Source organism: Corynebacterium sp. LK10 (genome assembly GCF_008042455.1).
Taxonomy (GTDB): Bacteria; Actinomycetota; Actinomycetes; order Mycobacteriales; family Mycobacteriaceae; genus Corynebacterium; species Corynebacterium jeikeium_D.
Window position 1 is genome coordinate 75,711 of the sequence record NZ_NOVT01000033.1, and the last position, 22,079, is coordinate 97,789.

Below are 22,079 nucleotides of genomic sequence, written 5' to 3' on the forward strand. Positions count from 1 at the left end.
GGTCGAGCGCTACTGTGAGCGCAATCGAGAAGAACACCATGCACCACACCAAAAGGCTCGCTATATGACTACCACCATCCCCACCAACGATTTTGTCCTCCCAGATGGGTTCATTCCAGCCAGCCCAGATGGAAAGCCCGCCCCCGTCCCCAAGCGATTTACCGACACCTTCCGCCCCGCATTTCCCAACGATCCGGCCACACACAAAATGCTGGATCAGTTCTTCGCCAACACGCGCAAGGCTGAGCAAGCCAGTAACAATCACCAGGCCTCCTTCCCTGATTCGCCCCTGCCGGTAGCGAAGCGGAAAACCCACACCACCACGGCAGATGGCCTCATGCGCGTCTCCGAAGATGGCACTATCACGTACCTGTACCTGATGGATAACGGCGATGGAACCTTCACCGCAACCAAATCCGACAGTGACGAAGCGTTGTGTGATGCCAAAGGAAAGCCCATCCTGTGCGACATGGAAGGACACCCCCTTCCGCCGAAAAAGCGGTGGTGGGACAAAATCGCCGAGAAGATTGGCGACCCATCGGGCGGCGACGATGAAGCCGATGTCATTGTCTACGACAAGCACGGAACACCAATCGGTGATTTCGATGTCGTAAGCGTTGGCCACGCGCCTACTAGCGGACGTGGCCGGCGAGGAAGTAAAGCCCTCATGGTCGGCGCGGCCAGCCTGGCAGCATTTTCCTGTGCAAGCCTGTTGCTCGGTGTGATCGTGGGGCGAACTGCTGTTCCGGCGCAAGGCCAGGTCACAGAAGAGGAAGCCGCTAAATACCACCTGTCTTCATTCCCTACCGATTCCGCCGCTACCTTTGGACGTCACTATGTTGAGCTGTGCCTGACCCACCCGGATAAGGAAGAGGCTCAGAATAAGCGCGTCGAGCTGATGAAGGGCATGGCGCTGCAGCAGCTTGGGGAAGGCTGCGGGTGGACATCTGGTGGACAGAAGGAAAACCCGGTCACTATCAACTTCAACGGTGAAGTCGAAAATCGCACGGAGTATCAGGGAGGGCAGGTCGCCTACCTGGGATATTTCGTTTCCATGAGCTCGGGTGACTTTATGAACGTCACCTTGCCGGTGTGGGCAGGGGAGAACACTGATGGGCGTAAGGCGTTCAAGGTGGTCGGCCAATTGGGGTACTCCGCGGCGCCAGCACAAGACGCAGTTCCGAACCTGGAAACTGGCCTGATGGAAGATCGGCAGATCGCGCCGAAGCTTAAGCCCATGTTGGAGACGTTCTTTAAGGCCTGGGGGCAGTCCGACCGGAAGACCCTGGAGGCTTTGACTGCGACCGACGCTAAGGGAGACGTGCTCTCGGGAATGAGCGGCAAGTTCCAGAAGCCAGAGATTACGTCGGTACGAGTCATCCCATTTGACCCGCCCGTTGAAGTGCAAGGACAAACTGCGACGTTTGAATACGTCGAAGGGTCGCAGGTCACCGCGCTGGTCAACCTGGACTGGACTGTTAAGGACGATAGTGGCGGACGCACGCAGCCAGCGGGCTACCGCGTCACCATGACGCTTATCAATAACAAGTGGCAGGTCAGCGAAATGCTACCGGGGCTGGTTGCAGAAGCCACCGCAACTGCCGGCGAAGGCCAAGGCGGCGCTGCGGGTGCCGGTGACGGCATTGGGACGGTCAACGACCTGAAGTAGCACGCACAGTTATTTCCGCAGCTAAAAGCGGGAAAGCGGCCATAGTTCATAATCAAGGATGCACGGGGAAGACCCCGGTCGCATCCTCCGATAACCACCAAAACACTTTCAAGGAGACACCACATGTTCTATGAGATTTTGGCTCAGCAGCAGTCAGGCGGCGGGCAGGGCTCGGCGGGTATCACCAACGCCATCAACAACACCACGCAGCAGCTGCAGATTATCGGCGGTGCTGTCGCAGCACTGTCCTTCATCGCTGCGGTCGTCATCGGCCTGGTCATCGTTGTCCGCGGTGGCAATATTCAGCGACTAATTGGCCCGCTGGGGGCCGTGCTTGGTGGCGCATTCCTGCTCGGCATCGGAACCGCTGCCGTTGGTTGGCTTATCAGCCTCGGCCAGTCTGTCTCCGGTTAATCGACTGAGAGACTCGCAATGTCGAATCCGTATGAGTTCCGCGATTACACACTGCTGAAAAATCACCAGGTTAGAGTCTGGAAACTTTCAGACCAGGTGGACTTAAAGCTTTTCGGTGGCCTCGTTGCTCGTGTTGCCGGTATCGCGATTGCTATTGCCATCGCGGTGGGATTCATCGTATTCGTCGTAGCAAGCATTATCGGGTTGCCGTCACCAGTAGTCTTCGCACTGATAGTTGGAGGATTTCTTGGCACATGGTTTTACCGTCGAGCAACGTCTGAGAGCGCAAAAACCGACCCCATTACGGCGCTGAAAAAGATTATTCGTCGTATCACCGCTCCTCGTCGCTACGCCGGAGCGGTGACCGCCGAAACAAAGGCAACCAAAATTCACTGGCAGGTCATTCTGTGGCGACCGCATGACAACACCGCCGAGATTGGGGCAATCCGCCAGTTTAATTCGTACAACCCGCAGCCAGTTGGCTACGACGAGCGCAGGGAAGACCCGCCAGGATATGCCGACATTCTCGTTGGCTACCGCGACCCGTTTAACCCGCAGAAGTTCGTCGAATACGACTACCCCGACTAAGAGGTCTTCACGATGAGGAAGAACGCACCCCAGGAATCTACTGAAAAGAGAAAGTGGTGGCAGCCACGTAAAAAGGATGCGACCGCCAAGGCTGCGGAACTCCTTGATGCACGTCGGCTTGACTACCGCTACGCGCAAGATGACCCATTCCTATTTATCAAGGGAGAATCGGTCTGGACAGGCGTTATTCTATCCACCACGTCTGATGAATACGCTGCTGGCGAAGAGCAGATCGCGGCTGTGCAGCGCAACGTGCAAATCTACGGTGACCTCTCCACGCACTTCGTAAATGCGTACAAGGAAGATGATGTCACCATCCAGACCATCACACGCTTTGCTCCCGTGAACGCAAATCAGTGGCAAGAAAACTACTTGAAGAACTGTTGGGATCCAACGAAGCTGTTTGCGTCCCTGATTGAAAACAAGGTGCGACCGCACCTGGAGGAAACCGCTCCCGAGCGTCGCCAGTATCTCTTGGTTCGGCTTGGAGATTTCAAGGCACCCCGGCAGGTTGACCCTCTAACACAGATACTTGGCCGCAGTGCAGGTGTCGCAGAAGAGGTATTCAACGAAAAAGACCTGTCGAAGTTCCGCAAACGAGCACGTGAGACGTGTGCGATTCTGACCCAGCACGGCGCATCATTGATGTACCGCAATGACCTCAACTGGCTGATTCAAAAGGCTCTATACGGGCATTTCCCGGTCAATAATGTCACCGGCATTAATCGCACCCGACCGTGGCGCGGTGGCTGGTTCGACGAGATTGTTAACATCTCGGCCGACATTGAGGATGACTACGTGCGTGTGAAGAACCCGCACCCGGAAAATGGCTGGGGGGAGTATTCCTACATCACGACCCTGACCGTTGAGTATCCAGACCCGACAGTGCCGTTTGAGTACTCCGGCGCCTGGGGGCGCCTGCTCAAGACGATGCCACGTCCCGTAGACGTAATCTGGCCGGCCACGATTCTGTCTGCAGAAAAGTGGCGCCGACTTGCGAAAAAGCTGACCAAGAATGTTCTGGATGAAGCAAATGTGCGGCAGGAAGTCGGCGCCCAGCACTCCGAGTCTTTCGATCGGAAATGGGAGGCCGCAGAGACACTGAAGCATGAACACGAAATCGGTGCAAAGCCGGTTCTTGTACATCAGCAGCGACTGACATTTGCTGCCGCATCCCCGGAAGAGCTGACGAAAATCACCACCGACATCATCTCGATGTTCGGGGAAAGTGCTCGTGTTCGCCGACCAATTGGCGACCAGGGCTACCTGCTTGAAGATCAACTTCCAGGGGACATGACACCTCCGAAGGGAAGGCGCGGGCAGCTCCCACCAAGCGTGGGGCGTCTTTTCATGTCGAACTTTAACCAGAGCATCGACGTGGAAGACGAACAGTGGAGCGACCTCGAAGCGCTTGCATACGCTCGTCTCGATTCATCCACGCTGGTAGGAGATGCAGTGGAGTTCCGCGGCGGGCAGCCTATTTCCTGGCAGGGAATGCAGATTGGCTACACTCTCGACACCGGAACGGCAGTCCACTTCGACCCGCTCGTACAGATGGCGCGTAACCGAGGAGCCGGCATCGTCATCATCGGCGCCTCCGGTGGTGGTAAGTCCTCGCTGGCACTGACCCTATTTTTCTGGGTGAGCGAATCTGGCACGCAGACCATCGTCATTGACCCGAAGAACGACTTTGAGGCGTTCGTCTACTACCTATCGTTCGGAAATCAGGTCAATCTCCCCGGATTCACCGAGGAAGCCCAAGCGGGTATCCTCGGCGGGCCTGACAGCAAGTTCCGGCCCACCAATCCGCAATTCTGGGCTGATACCGCAATCGTGTCCCTCGGCAATGGCGCCCCCGGCGCATTGGATCCGTGGGCTATTGCCGGCGGTACAGGTGATTCTGCGTACATGCAGGGCGAGAACTTGGCGCGTGACGTGATGAACCTGGTCTTCCTTGAAAAGGATGACCGCAAGATTCTCAACACTGCGTTCCAGAACATGCGCGATCAGCACCTCAATCACCCAGGGGTTTCCGAGCCGTCATTGTCGGAGCTGGCGCAGCACCTCGGAGCAGAGATCGAGCTCAATGAAAAGGCGTTGGAAGATCCCAAGACCACGCCGAGTGATGCAATCCGTGTCCGTGAGGAACTGCGGAGCATCCGTAGCGTGCAGGATCAGCTAGTTCGCGCTGAAACCCGGCAGTTAGGGCGCCTGATGTTCGGTAAGTCGCGGGCGCGAGAGCCATTCCGGATCGGCAACAAGCGTCGAACAATTATTACGTTGCTTGGTACGTCCCCGCCGTCTCAGAACACGCCCGTGTCTGAGTGGGATGAAAATACTCGTGATACTGCAGCTGCGATGCTGATTGTGCTGCGCGAGATTGAGCGCATGATGGGTAAGACCACTCGTGTGCAAAACCCGCGAGGTAACTTGCATGGCTACCCGCCTCGGTCGCTATGGGTGGACGAGTTCTACTTCGTGGCGGCAATCCGGGCTGGTCGTGTGTTGCTTGATCGCCTGGCTCGCCAAGGCCGCTCGCTGTATTTCTCGCTCGTCCTGATTTCTCAGCAGGCACGCGACCTCAATGCATTGGATGAAGACCAGAGCAGCGATGAAGATGCATCGGTCAACCAGTTCGCTACTCGATTCGTGTTCCTTCAAGCAGGATTGAGTGAGGCAAACGATGCTTTGTCGCTGCTGAAGCCAACAGCAATGAAGAATCTGACGGATATGGAGCGAAACGCAATGGCTATGCGATTGATGTCACCCGGTGATGGTGGCACGCTTCTGCCTGGCCAATGCGTGATGCGTGATGTGGATGGCCGTGTGGCCACCATCGCTGTAGACCGTTTGTTCCGAGAAATCGAGGCGGCGACTCAGACCAACCCGACGGCGCGCTCACAGGCACAGTCGGAGCCTGTCTCAGCGGATGGTAACGAATGGACAGTTCACACCGAGCTTCGTGACCGCCTGCGCACCGGCATGATTACCAGCGAGATTGGCAGCATCCGAGAAGTCATTAACGATGCTCGCGACGAGTCCGCAGAGTTCGACGAATACGCTTCTGTCCTGTCCGTCTAGGAGCCGATGCCGTTCTAAAAGGCGGAAAGCGGCGGTGTGTGACACTAATTGCGCCATGCACCATAACCGCACGTAGATAGGAACGGCTCGGATGCCGAAAGCAATAGTTCAGGAGGTGGAGGCACCGCCTACCAGGCCTCCACAGTCACACACATCATCCCGCCTCAGCAGACTTCTTCACTGGTGGGGCGAGGATCGCACTGTAACCCTGAGTCGCCGAATCGGCGGCACAGGGCTTATGCTGTCTAGCTTTTACGCCATCGGCGGCCCCGGTGCCGCACTTACAGTCGCGACGCTGATAGCTGCAATCTGGGGCGCGAAGCCGCTTATCGCTCGATGGCCAGAGCAACTAGGATCTCTCGTGTCCTTCGCCGCAACATGGGCACTTGCCATGCTGTTTTCTGGGGTCATGGGGCCCGATCTTGCAATGGCCGGCTCGCATGACTTAGGGGCAGGTTTTGCTATCGGAGCATTCCTACTCACTGTGTTGGTGTGGGTTGCCCCGGCAGGAAACTGTCATCGTGGGTGGTCTACCTTTATGGGCCTTGTCCCAATCAACGTTGGCATGTTTATCGCAGCCGCGTGGCCACAGCATTCCGGTGTCACGTCCCTTATCGCCGCCAGCCTCGGGTGTGCACTTATCTTTTTGCGTTTGCGCCACCATGCTGGGCAGGCCACGCAGAATGAAGATGCTCGCAAGAAGCGGCGCATCCGTATGGTCGCCGCGGGAATAGTCGGCGGCATCCTTCTAATCAGCGTGGCTGCGGTTGCCACGCCCCCTAAAGCCAACGCACTGTTCGGCATTTTCGATGACAAGCTGTGCTCGATGATGTCCCCAGAAACCACGCAGGAGCCAATCGGCACTGGCCCGGAAAGCTGGTTTCCGCCAAAGAACTTTGCCCAGATCCCGGCAAAACAGAACCAAGAAGGAGTGCCGAACCCTCCTCCATATCTCGATACTCCATTGAAAATGGAGGGAGACCTCGACAAATACACCCTGTTTGAAGTTGCAGGCCTGCGCGGACTGCGCTTCGTTAACTGGACGCACACAGCATCAGGCGGCTACGACTGCTCATTTGGTGCATTTATGTCTGTGAACTCAGGCAACTCAATCAACACGTTGTCGCGCGCAATCTTGCAGGCCGTCATCGCGCTAAAGGAATACTCACAGACGAAAAACCCATTCGCGGCACTGTATGCACAGTTCTCACCGATGCTCGATGTCTTCATCACCATCGCAATGTCAGCATTTGGCCTGCTCTACATGGTGTCTCTCATCGTGCTGCTCTTTAAGCTCGTGAAGGGCGGAAGCCTCCAGACGCACGGTGGCAAGCTCATGGGTGGTCTCTTGGCAGCATTCCTCTTTGGTGTGGTCTACAACGGCAGCATTTTGACAGCCTCGATGGACAACCCCAACGGAAGCCTGTTCTATGAGGTCATGTCTGATGCCGACTCATTTGTCGGCACGCTGAATGCAGCAGTTGCCTCCGAAGTACTCGATGGTATCCCGGATGCAGAAAGCTCAATGTGCCGAAAGCCCGAGGGGGGCACAAACAGCGTTGAGGATGGCCAGCGGTACTCCTCATGCCTGATGGCAGAAGTCATAGCGTATCGCCCGTGGGCGAAAGCGCAGTTCGGCATTAGCGGCGAAAGGCAGATTGAGCCGAATGTGAAGCCCGTCGAGGGGGCATCAAACAGCAAAGACGGCGACCCTAAAGCGCTTCCTTGCTACAACAGCTACAACGGCTGCTCTGATATTCGCAGCTACCTCATTGCACAGGCCGGTGGCCCGTCGTATATCGAAGACTACGAAACGTGCCTGTCATCCAACGGGTACGAGATTCCAAAACCAGACGATGACGCCGACCCGCCTGAGATTGACCAACTCCGTGTATGCGACCCGTACTACGCCGTTGCTGAAGACTTCTTCCAGAAGCAACGAACCGTAGAGACAAAGACCCAGGGCACGGAGCTGCTGCTGTCCTATACAGGCAGATCCGGCGGGCACGCATCCAGCGCATTCTTTGGATTAGTCGCGGCGGTAGTCGTTGGCGGCATCATCGCAGTGATTGCGGCCGCAACCTTGATGGCCCACTTCCAGCTGCTATGGCTGTTTCTGACCGGCCCGTTCTACTTCCTCGGTGCAATGCTTAGAGGCTTCGAGGTAGTCAACAAGTGGGGCGCTCAAGTTATCCAGACCTTCATCCTGCGGATGTTCTATGGCTTTGCAGTCACCGGCATCATCCTGGCTATCAGCATTATTGCGGTGCTCGATGTGTCTTCTGGTTTCCGAATGCTCTTGCTCGGCTTGATGGTCGCCAGCGTCATTAAGGGGCTCCGTAAGCTCGATGCGATGACCGCTTTCGGCGGCGCTGAGCCTGCTGGATTTAGCTCAACTGGCATGAAGGTCGGTGCCGCTGCAGCCGGTGTTGTCGGATACAAGGGCGGTACGGCAGCAGCAAGGTCTGCTGTTCGTGCGGCACCGCGTGTGGGTAATGCTGCTGCCGGCGCTGCCGGAGCTGCTGCTGGCAAGGTGTTGCCGACGAAGACCATCGGTAAGGGCGTGGACTTTATCAACAATGCCGAAAAGACGGGCAAAAACATGGTCGTTACTACTGGAAGGGCTGGCAAGAACATTGTCGCTAGTAAGGCTGGAAGTGTTGCTGGTGCTGTTGTTCCAGTAAAGGGCGCTGGTGCAGTCAGTCGAGACACCGATGCGGCCAAGCCGAAGTCGAGTGCAGAGTCCGAGAAGACCGAGAAGTGGTCCGAGAAGGTGTCCAAGAAGGTTTCCGAAGCCGCAAACCAGAAGGAGCCTTTTAAGTCGAGTTATGCTGCGACGAGAGCGTCACGGCAGGAAGCCAGGGAAGAGCGTGTCAATCAAAGCTCTGGTGACAGTGGCTCGACTGCGAAAATTGTGGCTTCGAGCCAGGGGACACAAGCACAACGCCGTCGCTCAAGGTCAACCGATAACTTCGATGATCCGACCGGAACCCTTGGCGGGGGAGCCTCGTCGCAGCGAGAGCGCCGCCAGAACCGTCGAGGTCAACGAGAAAATGCTTCCCGGTTCAGCAACGAAGATAAGGCCAATCGTCTGCACGGAGCGAAAAACCGAGATAGCAAGCCGTCAGAGCCTGCACAGGGAAGTCGCCATGTCGAGGAGTCACGGCCGCAACGGCCGCAGCGCAACGAACCTCGTCCGGTACGAGATCGCGTGAGGCAAGTCCGTAGGTCTTCCCGAGACAAAACATCAGGCAGGCCACCCTTTAATGGCAACGATAAGTCCGAATAAACCCTAAATATGGAGGAAAAATGACTACCGAAACCCCCGATGTAGCACCGGCACCTCCGTTGGTTGCCGAGGGCACAGCCTACCGATTCGTTGACGACGAAGGTGACCTGTACCTGGTCATTGACGGAGTTGCCGAAGATGAAGCGACTGCAACAATGGTGCTGCCAGTTAGTGATGACACGCTTGCGGTTTTCGCCGACATCGCCAATCAGCGTCTTACGCCGGAAGAAGGCGATGACGATGAACCGGATGACGGAGAACTCGTCGATGATGAACCATCCTGGGGTAAGCGCATGGGGCGAAGAGTCAAGAAAGTGACCACAGACCCTGCGGGCGTCAAAGGGCTGCTGGAGTCTAGCTCTCCGCAGAGCAGTATCAAGGGGCTGGATATACCTACGCTTCTGGTCATGGTCGTAGGCGTTATCAGCGTTCTGTTGGTGATTGGATCATGGATCTTCTAGGCAAAGTGGTCACACAGGCTCAGGGGGTTGCCCATAGTCCCGGAAGGCGGGCAGCGTTCCTTACTGTTGCCCTCGCGGCCATCAGTATGTCTGCCCCGCCGGCCAGCCTGGGGATCGGTGTTGCGTTGTTCCAGCTTGCGCTGTGGAGTGTGCTCGCATTTTCCTGCGCGACGGTAGCGAAGCAGTCTGACGTACCTAAGACAGTGAGCACACTTTTTCAGGTTACGGTTTTTATTGTGTGGGCAGGCGTTTTAACACTCGAAGTGTTGCCGCACGTTACGTGACTTCCTCACCGTCCTGACGGGCGAAGGCTCCTGACTCACTTCGCTAAAAGGCTGCTGTCGAGACCGTTCTATCCCTGTGGGGAAGGGAACGCAACAGCTGGAAAAGAAGAGGCCAGCGGGTAAGCGGGTGGTTGTCATAATTTCTCCGACACCGAAGGAGACACCACCTTATGACCTCCATCCGCACTCACCGCAAAAGCAGCATCGCGCTTCTATGTGCAGCAGTAGCATTCCTTGCCGCCTGTTCTTCTGAAGACGAAAAACAGCCCGAGGAGCAGGTCACTACTGCCACTGAACAGTCTGACCCGGAGCGCAATACTCCGACGCGGCCAGTCCCGGATTCCACTGAGACAATCATGCCGACTGTGCGCAGCGCTCCCGACCCGGTTGATGGGTTAACAGAAGATGCCGCGATTGTTACTGCTCAGCGTTTTATCGAGCAGTGGGTGCAGTTTTCACCATCACGCCCCGACGCGAAACAGTACTGGTTTTCGTCATGGGAGAAGTCTGCAACATCGGAGTTCCGCGCGTCGATGCGTCGCCAAGCTGACTCACTGTGGTCATGGACATGGAACCAGGGCAAAAAGGCGTGCTGCGTTGAGTTTCCTGGAAAGCCCGAAGCAGTTGTAGGTGATAAAGCCGCGGTTGCCAAGGTGGCACTTACTCGGTGGGTGATGCCTATTGAAGGCACCCAAGCCGAAATTGAACAGGCCATGACTCAGGAGGAGAAAACCTACCTGATTTGGATGACCGCTCGCGGCGAGAAGTTCTCCATCGACCGTGTAGACGAAGTGCCTGCTGACGCAGTTCTGCCTAGCGAGGTCTAGTCAATGGTGCAGCAGAAAAGCGATACGAAAGAGGCTGTCAAGCGCGTAGCCGTAGGGCTAATCAAGAAGAAGATTCTCCTTGCCGTTGGCCCGACAGCGCTAGTCATTATCGCTGTCATCATTGTCGTCGCACTGATTATGAGTCTGGGCGTCGTGATTTTCGGTGGTGGCGGCGCTGGTGACAGCGAAGGTGGTACTGACCAACAATGTTTGGATGTCGGCACGCCGACACCACAGCTCGGTGGCGTGACGCGGGGATCATCGGGGTCATCATCAGGTGGGTCGCCGACCGGAACAGCAGAAATCTCCGAAGATGACTTAGGCCTACCCGTCCCGTATGACTGGGTAAAAAACCCAACCTCTGGCTTCGGGCCACGATGGGGGTCGTTCCATGACGGCATCGACTACGCTTACGGCCCGGAAGTGATGGGGCACCCGATGTACTCGGTTGCAGACGGCACAGTTGTCGCCGCCGGCCCGGCCACAGGCTATGGCAACTGGGTGCGCATCATGCATGACATTGATGGTCAAAAGGTGGAGAGCCTTTATGGGCACATCGAAGATGGCCATGTGTACGTCAAGGAAGGTGACCAGGTAAAAGCCGGTGACCACATCGCAGACGTAGGCAATGCAGGATTCTCCTCGGGCCCGCACCTTCACTTTGGTGTCTACCCAGGCGGGTGGAGCCAGGGTGGCGGTGTCGATCCCGAGCCGTGGCTCCCCAAGTTTCAGGAAGCAGCTAAGAAATCCGGTGGGCGCAGCAGTGGAGATAGCGAAAAGGAGGACAAAGACAGCGATCGGGCTCGCACAGAGGAAACATCCTCAGAAAACGGCTCGACAGATGGTGTTGTTTCCGTCGCAGACTGGGAGAAATTGGCCGAATGTGAGGCGGGTGGAAACTGGCAAACCAGCACCGGCAATGGCTACAGCGGTGGACTGCAGTTCGCCGCCCAAACCTGGTCGGCATTCGGCGGCGACGAGTACGCCCCCACTGCAGATAAGGCCTCAAAAGAAGAGCAAATGGAGGTCGCCAACAATATCCTTAAAAGTCAGGGATGGGGTGCATGGCCTGCATGTACTGCAGGTTTCGGACCGGAGTTTACAAAACTGAAGCCAGCACCGGAAGGCACCTTCGTCAAGGGAGAGTCATCGGATGACGAGAAGGACGATAAGAGTTCAGATGATGACCAACGCTCCCAAAATGGAAGCAGCAGCGGAAACTCTGCTCGCGTAAAAGCGGGAGATGACCTCCCCAAGGTCGATAAAGGAAACTACGGAAATGCCAACAGCCCTGTTGAAAATGGTCTGCAGTCCAACGCGCTGAAAGTCATCCGCAACGTCCACGCACGGTATCCCGAGGTGGAAACCTACGGTGGTCTTCGCCCCGGCGACAGGCTTGACCACGGCACTGGCACAGCCATTGACATTATGCTTGTTCCTCATACCGACCCAGCGTGGGTCGCGCTCGGCGACGAAATCAACGCCTGGCTGCAGAACAATGCCGAAGACTTAGGCATTAAGTACCTCATTTGGAAGCAGCGCATTTGGCACCCCGGCTCTCCTCCCGATAAGTGGGACATGATGGAAGAGCGCGGCGACCCCACAAAGAACCACTACGACCACATTCACGTCTCCGTCAACCCAGACGAATCATCCAGTACAGCCACAGAGGTAAAAGCAATCCCCGGCATGGATGACCCCTACGGGCCACCGGAAACCACTGTCGATGGAAAGAAGGGAGAAGACGCCGGACAACTCACCCGTGAAGACGGCACACCGGGGCGCGGCGCAATCTCCGGTGATACATCCTCGGTTGGCACCGGAAATGCCGCCGATGGGGAAGCAGCAAAGGCTTTCCCCGGCATTAGCCCCTACACCCCGGAAGGGCCACAGCTGGCGATGGAGCTCAACCAAGAGCAGCAATCGGTAGTGCAGGCTATTGACTCGGCCGCAAAGGAATCACGACTGCCCGAAGACAAGCAGCCCCGAGCAGCCGTACTCGCTGCAGCACTTGCCGGTCAGTCCAGCAACTTCATCAACCGTCGATCCGCCGATGACCGCAATCGGGTTGGCATCTTCGCCGAAACTGGATCCCGAAACACCTCCAACCGGCTTCTGGAAGACCCCAAGCAGGTTGCCCGTGGCTTCTACAAGAAGCTCCGTGAGGAATACAAGGACGATGACTCATGGGCTACAGATCCGCTCAATGAAGTCATTGTTCGCCTGTACCCAGAACGAGAGTCCCTTAAAGACGAGCTAGTGAAGTGGGAGAACATCGCCATTGATGCAGTGGCGAAACTGTGGCACACAGAAGGCGCTGAAAAGGGAGACACAATCTCCTGGTCACAGTTCGACGGAACGATTGACTGCGCTTTGGGGGCGTTCCCAGGCGAAGGAACATCGGGATCGTCTTCGGGGTCGGGGACATCGAGCACGGGTGCTGCGCTAAAGGAAGGTGAAGTCCCCGAGGAGTTCGTTAAGTGGATCAAGCTTGGCGCCAAGGTATGTGACGCGGTTACTGAGCCAGTCCTGGCAGCTCAGCTGTACTTGGAGTCTGGGTTTAAACAGCACGGCCACAACAGTGCTGGCGCAGCCGGTTACTCTCAGTTCATTGACGGAACGTGGCAAGCGTATGGCTACAAGGTTGATGAAAACGGTGAACCTATTGGCCCGCCTGGGTCTGGTGATCGCAACAATGTTGGCGACGCAGTAATGGCGCAGGCGCGATATAACTGTGACAACGCAGAGACTATCGAGAAAGCAATGGATGAGGGGAAAGTCACTGGTGATCCGACTGAGCTTATGCTTGCTGCCTACCAGGCAGGTGTAGGAAATGTTCTCCGGTTTGGTGGTCTGCCGACAGACATCAGCGATGGCAATATGACGCCGGCGGAGTATGCCCAGCACATCGTGGAGACGTCAAAGCAGTTTGAGGATGCCACAAAGAAACCGTCCAGTAGCTCCGATAAGAAGAAAAAGAGCTCGTCGAACGATTTGAAGTCCAAGATCATCGAAGAGGCTGAATCGCAGCTGGGTGTCCCGTATTCGTGGGGAGGCGGCTCACTTGATGGCCCATCGGAAGGATTTGGGAACGGTGGCGCAGGCATTATCGGTTTCGACTGTTCAAGCTTGACTCGATACGCGGTGTGGCAAGCCTCAGGAGAAAAAATCGACATCTCACGCAGCACCAATTCGCAGCCGCAGTCGAAGTACTTGCGCAAGGTCGATAAGCCCGAACCTGGAGATTTGGTCTACACCCCCGGCCATGTCGCCATCTACGTCGGAGACGATAAGACCATTGAAGCCTACGACATTGGTGAAGATGTCCGGTACGGCAAGTACAACCCCAACAGCACTGCTTACGAGGTTGTTCCAGGCGGAGAAAAGGAGTAGCTATGAAGCATTTAGCACCCGCCATGCGGAAAACCGTGGCAGCTGCGTTATGTGCAGGACTGCTGTGCAGCGCCGCTGCCTGCAGTCGAGATCAGGAGGAGCCGGTAGAGCCGACCATTGAGCAACACGACGAGATGATTAGCCGAACGATGCTCTATCCCAGCGACCTCACTGTTGATGGCACACAGCCGGACTCTGTGGCCACAGCATTTGTAGAAATCGTTGAAAATCACGATGCTGCGACAGAAAAGGAAGAATGGGCAAGCGTTGCTCGCGCGACAGAGCTGATGACCCCGGAGTCAGCCGCTGCCTACACGGCGGATTTTAATGGCGGCACTGAGACGCGCTGGGAAGACTGGGTGCGCTGGGAGGCTTTCACCACAGCAATTCCGGCTTTCGCTGATGACGTGAGACCGCCAGATACGGAGAACGAGGTTTTCCGCATTGTTGATGCGCATATTCAGGTTGAAACTCCCGGCGACCATGCCGCTCATGACGTTGTTCGCACTCACTTCCTCATGCTTCAGAAGGTAGATGAGTCATGGCGGGTTGCTCGTTGGAATATTTCAACGCCCGTCGATAAGGAAAAGGAGTCCATGAAGTGAGAAAAGCACCGCGATTTCTACTTGTGGCAGTAGCAGCCAGTATCGGTTTGGTTTTGGCTTCGTGTGGTTCGGATTCTTCCGATAGGGCAAAGAACCCGCAGGATGACCTTCCAGAGCAGACTATTCGCACGACCACGGAGAATGCCGCGCCGCAAATGGATCGAGGTTCTTTGCCACAGGAGTCGAATACAGAAATTAATTGGTCAGACCCAACGGATGTGGCTAAGAGGTGGCTGGAGTTTCGCACCACGTTTCTGGCCAGCGATATTTCCAACCCCGATGTGCTCATTGAGCGCTCCAATGTGGCAACCACCGACGAATACAGAGAACGCAGCGCTCCTGTGACCAATCCTGACATTGTGCGTACTGGAAGTTGGTTCAATGCCGGCGAAGATCCCGATGACCCAATTGTCCTTGTCACGTCCCTCGTGGAACTAGCCGAGCGTGCCAACCCCGTGTTCGCCGACGATGTAGTCACCCAGAGGGTGCTACGCACTGAGGAAACACCAGTGGCTGCTTCCGGGAAAAAGTCGAAGCCACGTAAGCAGCGGGTGGAGGTGTCCCTAAAGAAGGTCGAAGATCGCTGGCTGGTTGATGATGCACGGTTTATCAACCTGGATAATTGATACCGGCCAGCAGGTATCACCCATGCGATAGGCTGCGGTGCATGAGCACCACACACACCACAGCGCGCATAATTCAGTCATCCGAGGTCGATACGCGATGGATATGGCTCCTGTTCGCAGGCATCGCCATCGTGGTGTGCGCGATGCTGTATTCACTAGATTTCGGTGCCGACAAGGCGCTAGTTGATTTCTTGATTGTCGCAGGCACTGTCCTTGGGTTGTGGGCGATTGATCGTCGCCCAACTAGGCCGGGGCTATGGTGTCTTGCCCCTGCGATAGTGCTATCTGCCGCAGTACTGGCTGCTGGATTCAGTGGCCAGGCTTGGGTTGCATTAGGGATTGCCCCGGTCGGCTTCATCGCGGCAGAAGTCTTTTCGGTCGGCCGACGCGAGCTCAAACAGCTCCAGGCTTATGGCATATCTAGCCAGGCTCGGCCGTTTGGTTTGAAACAAGAGTCGTTTCCATCGTCTAAGCGAGCTCTTCGGCGGTATGGGGAAGTTCGTGATGAGGTTCGAGTGCTGCCGGAGCCGACGGTGGCTCTAGAAAACAGTGTGAAGGCGGAAGTCCTTGCTGTTAACCGCTCGGGAATCTTCCTGTTTACCCCGATCGAGTTTGACGGCGATCTGGTGCGCGATATTACTTACCAGCCCGCGAGCCCGACGGAGCGCGCTGCCAGCGACGAGGGCTGGATGCGGATGCTGTATATCTACTCGACACATATTTCCACCCACGATCGTTACAAAACAACCGCGGATGACGGCCAGAGTATAGACGTCCCTGACCTCGATGAGTTTGTTCTCCGTTTCGATGATGTCTACGGAGATGAGGCATTTCTTGCCGCCGACGAACTAGCTGTCAGCGAGTTTACTGCCAACGATGATGTCGCAGTTGATGAATTACTGCCAGCGCAAACTGTGCATTCGGCCGCACAAGCTGCCAATCGGCTGTGCCTGCGCGAAGACATGCCTATTCACATTGTCTATGTGGCATTCGGAGCCCGAATGAATCATGGCTTCGGGAGGATACGCATCGAGCGTGATGGAGTGCTCTTTGGCCAGGGGTGGCTATGCGCACCAGGCGATATTGAGAATTTCCTTGACCACATGCCAGAAGCCCTGACGCAGGACTCGCATGTGGATGCGGTTGCGCAGGGCTTTAAGACATTGGTGAATTGACCCGTTACTGCCATTGCCCAGTAGGCAATCGTTGTAACAGATCTGTGGCTACTTTTCCCAGTAGACCTGGTTGGTGAAAGTCCCGAAATCGACTGCACGTTTAATTTGATTAGCGAGAACAAGCGCAGATGATCTCGCTGCTTCGTCGCCCTTCTGCTCGCTATCGGCCTCGACGAGCACCCATGCGTCTGCATAGTCGCGATCATAAACGCCGGCGCTCAGCCCGTACTTTTTATCGTCGTACTGCGCGATGAACTCTGTGGCTGACGATGTGATATTGCTGACCTCCGGTTCTGCTAGTCCGAGTTGTTCTCCCTTGGCGAATGCGGAATCCATGATGTTGGAGGCGCCGCGCAAATCATTGGCGGTGACCTTCGTGACCGGAATCATGGATGCGTCATCCAGCTTCACCTTATCGAGCTTCATGTGGCTGGCATCGGCGGCCATGATGGTAATGGTGATGTTGTCCAGATCCCCGCGCTGCTTCTTGATGCCAAGGTTTTTCACTTCGGCAGTACATGGCGTGATGCCGTCCTGGGCGGTGCCGCTTTTGAAATCAACGGTGACATCCTGCCAGGTTCCACCCGATTGCATACTGTTCCAGCGCACCAGGTTTTCCAACCACGCTTGGTAATCGTCGGCGCATCCCTGGCTTGTCATCGCAGAGATGGTCGCATCAGAAAGCTGCTGCTTCGGCTTGGTTGGAGCCGGCATGTCATCAGACGATGAAGAAGAGCCGCCGTCGGTCTTGTCACCGCAGGATGCAAGTCCGAAAACGCTCAGAGCGACAGTTGTCGCGACAAGCGCAGCCTTAGTGGGAAAAGTGGGTTTACGCATCTGTGTTCCTTCGTTGTGCGAAAAGCTTTTGGTGTTTCAAGTAGTACTACTAGCATTCGCCTGCTTCCCGCACAGTGCAGATGCGGAAATCCAATGGGGATCAGCTACGGGGCGACCGGAATATCGGCTGGTCGCGTCCATTCCTCGCCGTCCTTCAGGTAGTCCTTCCAGAATTCATTGCGGTAAATTGCGCCGGCGAGGGCTTTAACACGCATGGTTTCTTTTTCGTCGAGATCGTGGATTCGGGCAATACGATCAGCGATGACTGAGGGCATTTGTCCGTCGCGAAGGTAGTCCGCGACAACATCGCATTCAGCTGCAGTGAACTTAGTCATCTTTCTCCCTCCTTGGTAATCGTTTTCTGTGTGCTCGCATGTTTATTATGCGGCACCGTTGTTTACTCTTGGCCGAAAAGAACTATGCGGCCTTGGCCATTGCAGAGTCCAGCACGCCATCTTGTGCCTCAGCTGCCATTTCTTCGTCTACGAGGTAGACCGTGGGCATTCCGTTGATTCCTTTTTTCTCCACACGCACGCATCGCATTTGCTGCCCTGGAGCGAGGATGACTTCATCTTCACTGGAGAAACTTGAGATCGCTTTTACCGGCAGACCATTGCGCGTGGAAGCCACGATGAAATATCCGTCGCCACTGCCCCCGGAAAAACTTGACGCAGTTCCTGGACTGGTGGTGAAACTGGAAACCTTGCCCATTTCTACGCGAGAGCCGGGGGAGAAAGCAGCTTCAAAGTACTCGTCGGCTGTGCCTTTCCACCCAGAGGGGATGCGGGTGCCGCGGGCAATTTGGATTGGCTTATCAAGGATGGGCTTTTCTTTGAGCGTCTCAAAGGCCTTCTCTAGCCGCTTGACAGTGGTGGCTGTGGACTTCGATGGCGTTTCTCCGTCACGGCCGGTAATTGCTGCGTTGATTGCCCTGTATGAACCGCCCGTGTAGGTGGTCAGTGCCTGCCTCTGAGTCGGCGGTAGAGCATCGAGGAACGGCTGGGCTGCTTTCACAAGCGGCGCTTGCTGAGACAATGAAATAGCGCCCGATCCAGTGTTGACGAGATTGCTGCCGGATTTACTGAATCCCCATTTGGCTAGATCGTCCTTAGATCCGGTGATAACCGAGTAATCCTTAGATGTCACACTTCCCCAGGCTCGAATACCCGAGCGATACATCGAGTCATACACAGATTTATCCATCTCAGCGGGAATTGGTGAGTGGCCGAAGTGTGGGATGATGCCGCCGAAACGGGTTGGAGTACCCAATGCCTGCTTCTTGGCCTTGTCGTAGGCTGCTTGTGCCTCAATTGTCGAAGCGCCAGCTTTAAGTGCGGCCGTTCGGGCTTCTTCACCCTTGGCTTCGGCGTTGAGTAGGCGTACCCGTTTTGCGTGCCGCGCGACCGCATCGTCAATAGCGACGTCAATTGGGCCGGTAACAGTGAGGTCTACGACCTTTTCCTTGACGTCAATGTCAGCTAACGCCTGCTTAACGTGCTTGCGCGCCGCTTCCTTTGATGTGCAGCTTTCGAGCGCGTCCGACATGCTTTTCAGCTGTGCATCACGCTTCATCTGCCACACTTGCTTTTCCAGATCGGAAGCGTCCTCCGGCAGAGAAGTTAGCGGCTGGACTTTCGGAAGTCGATTGATCCTGGTGACAGCATCGTTCTTCGAAGAAGCGGAGCCGATGAAGTAGCAGACACCATCGACTTCTTGATACAGCGAGAAGTCGGCTGCGCCATTGCGGACGATGACACCACCGCCATCGAGTCTGCGGCCTTCGACAGGCGTATCGGAGCCATGCACCATTACCTGCGCAGTTTCGTAGATCGAGGAATCGCGCTTGCCCATCTTGGTGGAAATCTCGCCGCCGACTGCCGCGAGAGAGTCCATGTCGATACCGGAGTTCTGCACTGCTACCTGTTTCAGGGCTTCAATGCGGTTAGGGTTATCCTTCAGGCTTGCCAGAAACGCATCGGTTTCCTCGCTAGAGGTAAGTTCCCCGGCAACAATCTTGTCAATGACCTGCACGATTTCTTCGTCTGAGGAGTCAGCCGGAATCGCAGCGATGGTCTCCAGAGCTGCCTTTTGCTCGCCAGTGACGGCTTCCTTCTTGGCTGATGCAAGAATTGCGTTGAGTTTGCCCTGGTCGATGCCACTATGGGCGGAAGGTAGCTTAGTTTCGTCGAGAATTTCCTCGGCGTTGAGGTCGAGGGACTGGATGACATCGCCGAGGAGGCTTGGGGGAGACTTCTTTACCAGCTCGGCGGTCTCTTCCATGCCTATGCTGTTTAGGTACTCAGAGAGCTTTTTTCGTGCCTTACGTGCATTCTTACGGTTGGCCGCAGCCCTGGCCTTCGCTTGTGGGCTATTGCACGAGGGACACCTGCGACCGCCAACGTTTTTGTTTCGACACATGCCCGAAACATAGGTAGCGGCCGCTTTTCATAGGGGTAATTTTTCCCATGAAATAGTCAAGAGTGGGCAGCGTAGCCGGGAAGGCCGTACATCCTTATCCGGGGGTGTCACGTCCCCAGGGAGCTGCATCTGCAGTGCGGTTATTCGTCGAACGCTGACTGCATCGGTAGCCAGTCGGCACCGAAAAGTGATGCGAGGCTCGCCAGGAACGATGTGTCAGCATCGACGCTGGTGGCATTAACGATCAGCCTCTCGGTCATTCGCTGAGCTGCTTTTTCTTCGATGGTGTTTTCTCCATAAAGGAGAAACCACGGGCAATGCTGGCCATCACGATGCGCTCGACCCATCATCTGCTGGGTGGCGATAGCCGAGTAGCGCGGCTGGTGGAAATAGCCACGGCGCGGCGCTGCGGTGGCCACGGTTCCATCAGCGAGCTGCTCATTGGCGTGAAGCGAAATGCTCGACACTGTGTTGATGACCGCGACTTTGCAGCGGCCACGTTGGAACTTGATCCGTTCCTGCTCCAATGTGTCACGTCCCCCGTAGATGCGAGCTACGGGCTCACCGCGGTCTTCAAGCAACTGGGCAATAGGATCCGCTGCAGTCGTGACATGCTCCACCGCAACGAGCACTTGGTAACCGTCCTCGACATCAGCAAGTACCTTTTCGACAGTTTCTTCTACCCGCAGGTACGCCGCCTTTTGCCGAAATCGCGTCAGCGCGGCCAACCCCTTTGCCACATCCGCTCCGCGACGTGCCAGGTGCATTTCCCGCTGAAAATCTCCCCACTCCAGCAAATACTGTCGCATCTGGTCAGGGCTGAGCGTCACAGGCAATGCCTCCATCTCTGCCGCACCCCACGGGGCGGGTCGGTTCAGCATGAGCGGCGGATCGCTACGCAACAGCCAGTCCCGCACTTTCGTGGCGACCTCAACACTGGCGTGCTTATCAACATCAATGCCCTTGCGCTTTAACGCCGCATCCAAGTCTTTCCACGCTGCGACAGGTTCTCCATGAATCTGAGCAAACAGGGACGCCAGATACCGATACTCGGTCGGCGAGTGAACTGGAGTAGCGGAGACACTGATGCAAAACGGCACATCCTTCGCCGGCGCCACATCTAGTCGATTAAGCCGGCGCATTCGGGCAGTACGTTGGGAGTCGCGACGGAAAACATGCGCCTCATCATTGATGACCACACAGGGGTTCAGGCGAGGCTGGCCATTGGGGTGGAGTAGCTTCTTCAGCCCTCCATCGCAGCTGACGATAATCCAGCGAAGACCACCATCACCGACAGACGCGATTGCTGACCGCCACATCGGAATACTCATTCTGGCCGGTCGATCTACGGTGACAACGACAGTGTTTCCACCTCGAAGAGAACAGATTGCCTTCGCAGCGATGATGCAGGCCAGGGTCTTTCCTGTGCCAGTAGCGTTGGCCACAAGGATTCCGCGCCAACCTGCAGCCGCTGCAGTGACAATCGCGCGTGCATCTTCTATCTGCTCTGCGCGTGGGCTCTTTGGCGCCGCACTAGCTCGCATCGTAGGTATCGAACGTCCATTGATCTGATCTTGCACCCAAGCCAGGTAGGAATACGGCTTGGCTGCGTAAGGCACCAAATCATCCGGCACTTTCTCGCCCACATACAGCGACGCTTTGATGTCTTTGCGGTAGGACAGTCGCGAGTCGCGCATCCCCCACGGAAGCTCTAGAAGCCATAACTGCTCCCCCGCCCGTGGAGAGGGGAGCGGGGGAGCAGCGGTAGTCTTTTTCTTCCGTCGTTTCCTTGCCATGCGCTCTATGCTGCCAACTGGTTGCTGCCCGCCAGCTGATTCAGCAGCTCTTCTCGCGTGGGGCAGTTGTTTGCTGTAGCTAGAACTCGGCCTTCTCAACTCTGGATGTGGAGAACACCGCGATAACGCACGAGCCAAGAATCAAGGCGACTGAAACAAGCGGTGCGAGATTTCCCTGGAAAAGTCCGTCACGCACAGTGATAACCGCTACTGCGGCGGCTCCTAGTAGTACGACGGCTATCGGGAAGAGGTTTTCATTTCCTGAGCCGAGAACTGGAATGTAAAGAAGGCCAACAAGCATCGCTATGATAGCCCCGATTGCCGCGCCCGTTGCACAGTATTCGACGCCGAACCCCGGCTGATTTCCTCCAGCGCTGATGGCGAAGTCAACGAGGAATGCAACTGCGAATACGATGACTCCGCCGAGGACACCCAGAATAATCATCGAGGTAGCCAACTGCTTCCAATCAAAGCGATCGCCAAGACTCGGAGATGAATTATCAGCTGGCTGGCCGTAGGTGTTCTGCTCGGCAGGGTACTGATACTGCTGCTGATACTGCTGCTGGTACTGGTTGTGTGGAGAGTACTGGTTTTCCATGTTCTGAACTGCGCTTTC

At 56.1% G+C, this 22,079-nt stretch carries 16 protein-coding genes; 11 read left to right on the forward strand and 5 right to left on the reverse strand.

Going from position 1 to position 22,079, the window contains the following annotated elements:
• Positions 1 to 64: 64 nt before the first annotated feature.
• From CHU70_RS11065 to CHU70_RS11115, 11 genes are all read left to right on the forward strand, one after another.
• The gene (locus CHU70_RS11065; RefSeq protein ID WP_147739884.1) at positions 65 to 1,669 is read left to right on the forward strand and encodes a conjugal transfer protein; all 1,605 of its coding nucleotides are present in this window, start codon (positions 65 to 67) and stop codon (positions 1,667 to 1,669) included.
• Positions 1,670 to 1,792: 123 nt separating this feature from the next.
• Positions 1,793 to 2,083 (forward strand): hypothetical protein, encoded by a 291-nt coding sequence (locus tag CHU70_RS11070; RefSeq protein ID WP_147739885.1) that lies wholly within the window; start codon positions 1,793 to 1,795, stop codon positions 2,081 to 2,083.
• 96 nt (positions 2,084 to 2,179) lie between these two features.
• Positions 2,180 to 2,671, forward strand: coding sequence for a hypothetical protein (locus CHU70_RS11075; RefSeq protein ID WP_147739886.1), 492 nt, complete (start codon positions 2,180 to 2,182; stop codon positions 2,669 to 2,671).
• A 12-nt stretch (positions 2,672 to 2,683) separates the two neighbouring features.
• On the forward strand, positions 2,684 to 5,752 hold the full coding sequence (locus CHU70_RS11080) for an ATP-binding protein (RefSeq protein WP_147739887.1): 3,069 nt from the start codon (positions 2,684 to 2,686) through the stop codon (positions 5,750 to 5,752).
• Between the two features lie 238 nt (positions 5,753 to 5,990).
• On the forward strand, positions 5,991 to 9,041 hold the full coding sequence (locus tag CHU70_RS11085; protein WP_147739888.1) for a hypothetical protein: 3,051 nt from the start codon (positions 5,991 to 5,993) through the stop codon (positions 9,039 to 9,041).
• A gap of 20 nt (positions 9,042 to 9,061) precedes the next feature.
• On the forward strand, positions 9,062 to 9,502 hold the full coding sequence (locus CHU70_RS11090; RefSeq protein WP_147739889.1) for a hypothetical protein: 441 nt from the start codon (positions 9,062 to 9,064) through the stop codon (positions 9,500 to 9,502).
• A 454-nt stretch (positions 9,503 to 9,956) separates the two neighbouring features.
• On the forward strand, positions 9,957 to 10,613 hold the full coding sequence (locus CHU70_RS11095) for a hypothetical protein (protein ID WP_147739890.1): 657 nt from the start codon (positions 9,957 to 9,959) through the stop codon (positions 10,611 to 10,613).
• 3 nt (positions 10,614 to 10,616) lie between these two features.
• Positions 10,617 to 14,006 carry a transglycosylase family protein gene (locus tag CHU70_RS11100; protein ID WP_147739891.1) on the forward strand — a complete coding sequence of 1,130 codons (3,390 nt, stop codon included), beginning with the start codon at positions 10,617 to 10,619 and terminating at the stop codon, positions 14,004 to 14,006.
• A 2-nt stretch (positions 14,007 to 14,008) separates the two neighbouring features.
• Positions 14,009 to 14,611 carry a hypothetical protein gene (locus CHU70_RS11105; RefSeq protein WP_147739892.1) on the forward strand — a complete coding sequence of 201 codons (603 nt, stop codon included), beginning with the start codon at positions 14,009 to 14,011 and terminating at the stop codon, positions 14,609 to 14,611.
• Positions 14,608 to 15,237 (forward strand): hypothetical protein, encoded by a 630-nt coding sequence (locus CHU70_RS11110; RefSeq protein ID WP_147739893.1) that lies wholly within the window; start codon positions 14,608 to 14,610, stop codon positions 15,235 to 15,237. Before CHU70_RS11105 ends, CHU70_RS11110 begins: the two co-directional genes overlap by 4 nt.
• Before the next feature lie 41 nt (positions 15,238 to 15,278).
• Complete coding sequence (locus tag CHU70_RS11115; RefSeq protein ID WP_147739894.1) at positions 15,279 to 16,412, forward strand: hypothetical protein; 1,134 nt, start codon at positions 15,279 to 15,281, stop codon at positions 16,410 to 16,412.
• A gap of 48 nt (positions 16,413 to 16,460) precedes the next feature.
• Here CHU70_RS11115 and CHU70_RS11120 read toward each other — a convergent pair whose 3' ends face one another.
• The 5 genes from CHU70_RS11120 to CHU70_RS11140 form a co-directional block, all read right to left on the reverse strand.
• Positions 16,461 to 17,249, reverse strand: a complete 789-nt coding sequence (locus CHU70_RS11120) for a hypothetical protein (protein ID WP_147739895.1) — start codon at positions 17,247 to 17,249, stop codon at positions 16,461 to 16,463.
• Positions 17,250 to 17,353: 104 nt separating this feature from the next.
• Positions 17,354 to 17,584, reverse strand: coding sequence for a hypothetical protein (locus CHU70_RS11125; protein ID WP_147739896.1), 231 nt, complete (start codon positions 17,582 to 17,584; stop codon positions 17,354 to 17,356).
• Positions 17,585 to 17,666: 82 nt separating this feature from the next.
• Positions 17,667 to 19,529, reverse strand: coding sequence for an ADP-ribosyltransferase (locus CHU70_RS11130; RefSeq protein WP_187269955.1), 1,863 nt, complete (start codon positions 19,527 to 19,529; stop codon positions 17,667 to 17,669).
• A gap of 278 nt (positions 19,530 to 19,807) precedes the next feature.
• Complete coding sequence (locus CHU70_RS11135; protein ID WP_147739898.1) at positions 19,808 to 21,463, reverse strand: DEAD/DEAH box helicase; 1,656 nt, start codon at positions 21,461 to 21,463, stop codon at positions 19,808 to 19,810.
• A gap of 79 nt (positions 21,464 to 21,542) precedes the next feature.
• Positions 21,543 to 22,061 carry a hypothetical protein gene (locus tag CHU70_RS11140; protein WP_147739899.1) on the reverse strand — a complete coding sequence of 173 codons (519 nt, stop codon included), beginning with the start codon at positions 22,059 to 22,061 and terminating at the stop codon, positions 21,543 to 21,545.
• Between the last annotated feature and the right edge of the window lie 18 nt (positions 22,062 to 22,079).

Bases quoted from the DNA above. Each gene is read 5' to 3' on its own strand.
- CHU70_RS11065 (WP_147739884.1), top strand. From the start codon at position 65: ATGACTACCACCATCCCCACCAACGATTTTGTCCTCCCAGATGGGTTC.
- CHU70_RS11070 (WP_147739885.1), top strand. From the start codon at position 1,793: ATGTTCTATGAGATTTTGGCTCAGCAGCAGTCAGGCGGCGGGCAGGGC.
- CHU70_RS11080 (WP_147739887.1), top strand. From the start codon at position 2,684: ATGAGGAAGAACGCACCCCAGGAATCTACTGAAAAGAGAAAGTGGTGG.
- CHU70_RS11085 (WP_147739888.1), top strand. From the start codon at position 5,991: ATGCTGTCTAGCTTTTACGCCATCGGCGGCCCCGGTGCCGCACTTACA.
- CHU70_RS11090 (WP_147739889.1), top strand. From the start codon at position 9,062: ATGACTACCGAAACCCCCGATGTAGCACCGGCACCTCCGTTGGTTGCC.
- CHU70_RS11095 (WP_147739890.1), top strand. From the start codon at position 9,957: ATGACCTCCATCCGCACTCACCGCAAAAGCAGCATCGCGCTTCTATGT.
- CHU70_RS11100 (WP_147739891.1), top strand. From the start codon at position 10,617: ATGGTGCAGCAGAAAAGCGATACGAAAGAGGCTGTCAAGCGCGTAGCC.
- CHU70_RS11105 (WP_147739892.1), top strand. From the start codon at position 14,009: ATGAAGCATTTAGCACCCGCCATGCGGAAAACCGTGGCAGCTGCGTTA.
- CHU70_RS11115 (WP_147739894.1), top strand. From the start codon at position 15,279: ATGAGCACCACACACACCACAGCGCGCATAATTCAGTCATCCGAGGTC.
- CHU70_RS11120 (WP_147739895.1), bottom strand. From the start codon at position 17,249: ATGCGTAAACCCACTTTTCCCACTAAGGCTGCGCTTGTCGCGACAACT.
- CHU70_RS11125 (WP_147739896.1), bottom strand. From the start codon at position 17,584: ATGACTAAGTTCACTGCAGCTGAATGCGATGTTGTCGCGGACTACCTT.
- CHU70_RS11130 (WP_187269955.1), bottom strand. From the start codon at position 19,529: ATGGAAGAGACCGCCGAGCTGGTAAAGAAGTCTCCCCCAAGCCTCCTC.
- CHU70_RS11135 (WP_147739898.1), bottom strand. From the start codon at position 21,463: ATGGCAAGGAAACGACGGAAGAAAAAGACTACCGCTGCTCCCCCGCTC.
- CHU70_RS11140 (WP_147739899.1), bottom strand. From the start codon at position 22,061: ATGGAAAACCAGTACTCTCCACACAACCAGTACCAGCAGCAGTATCAG.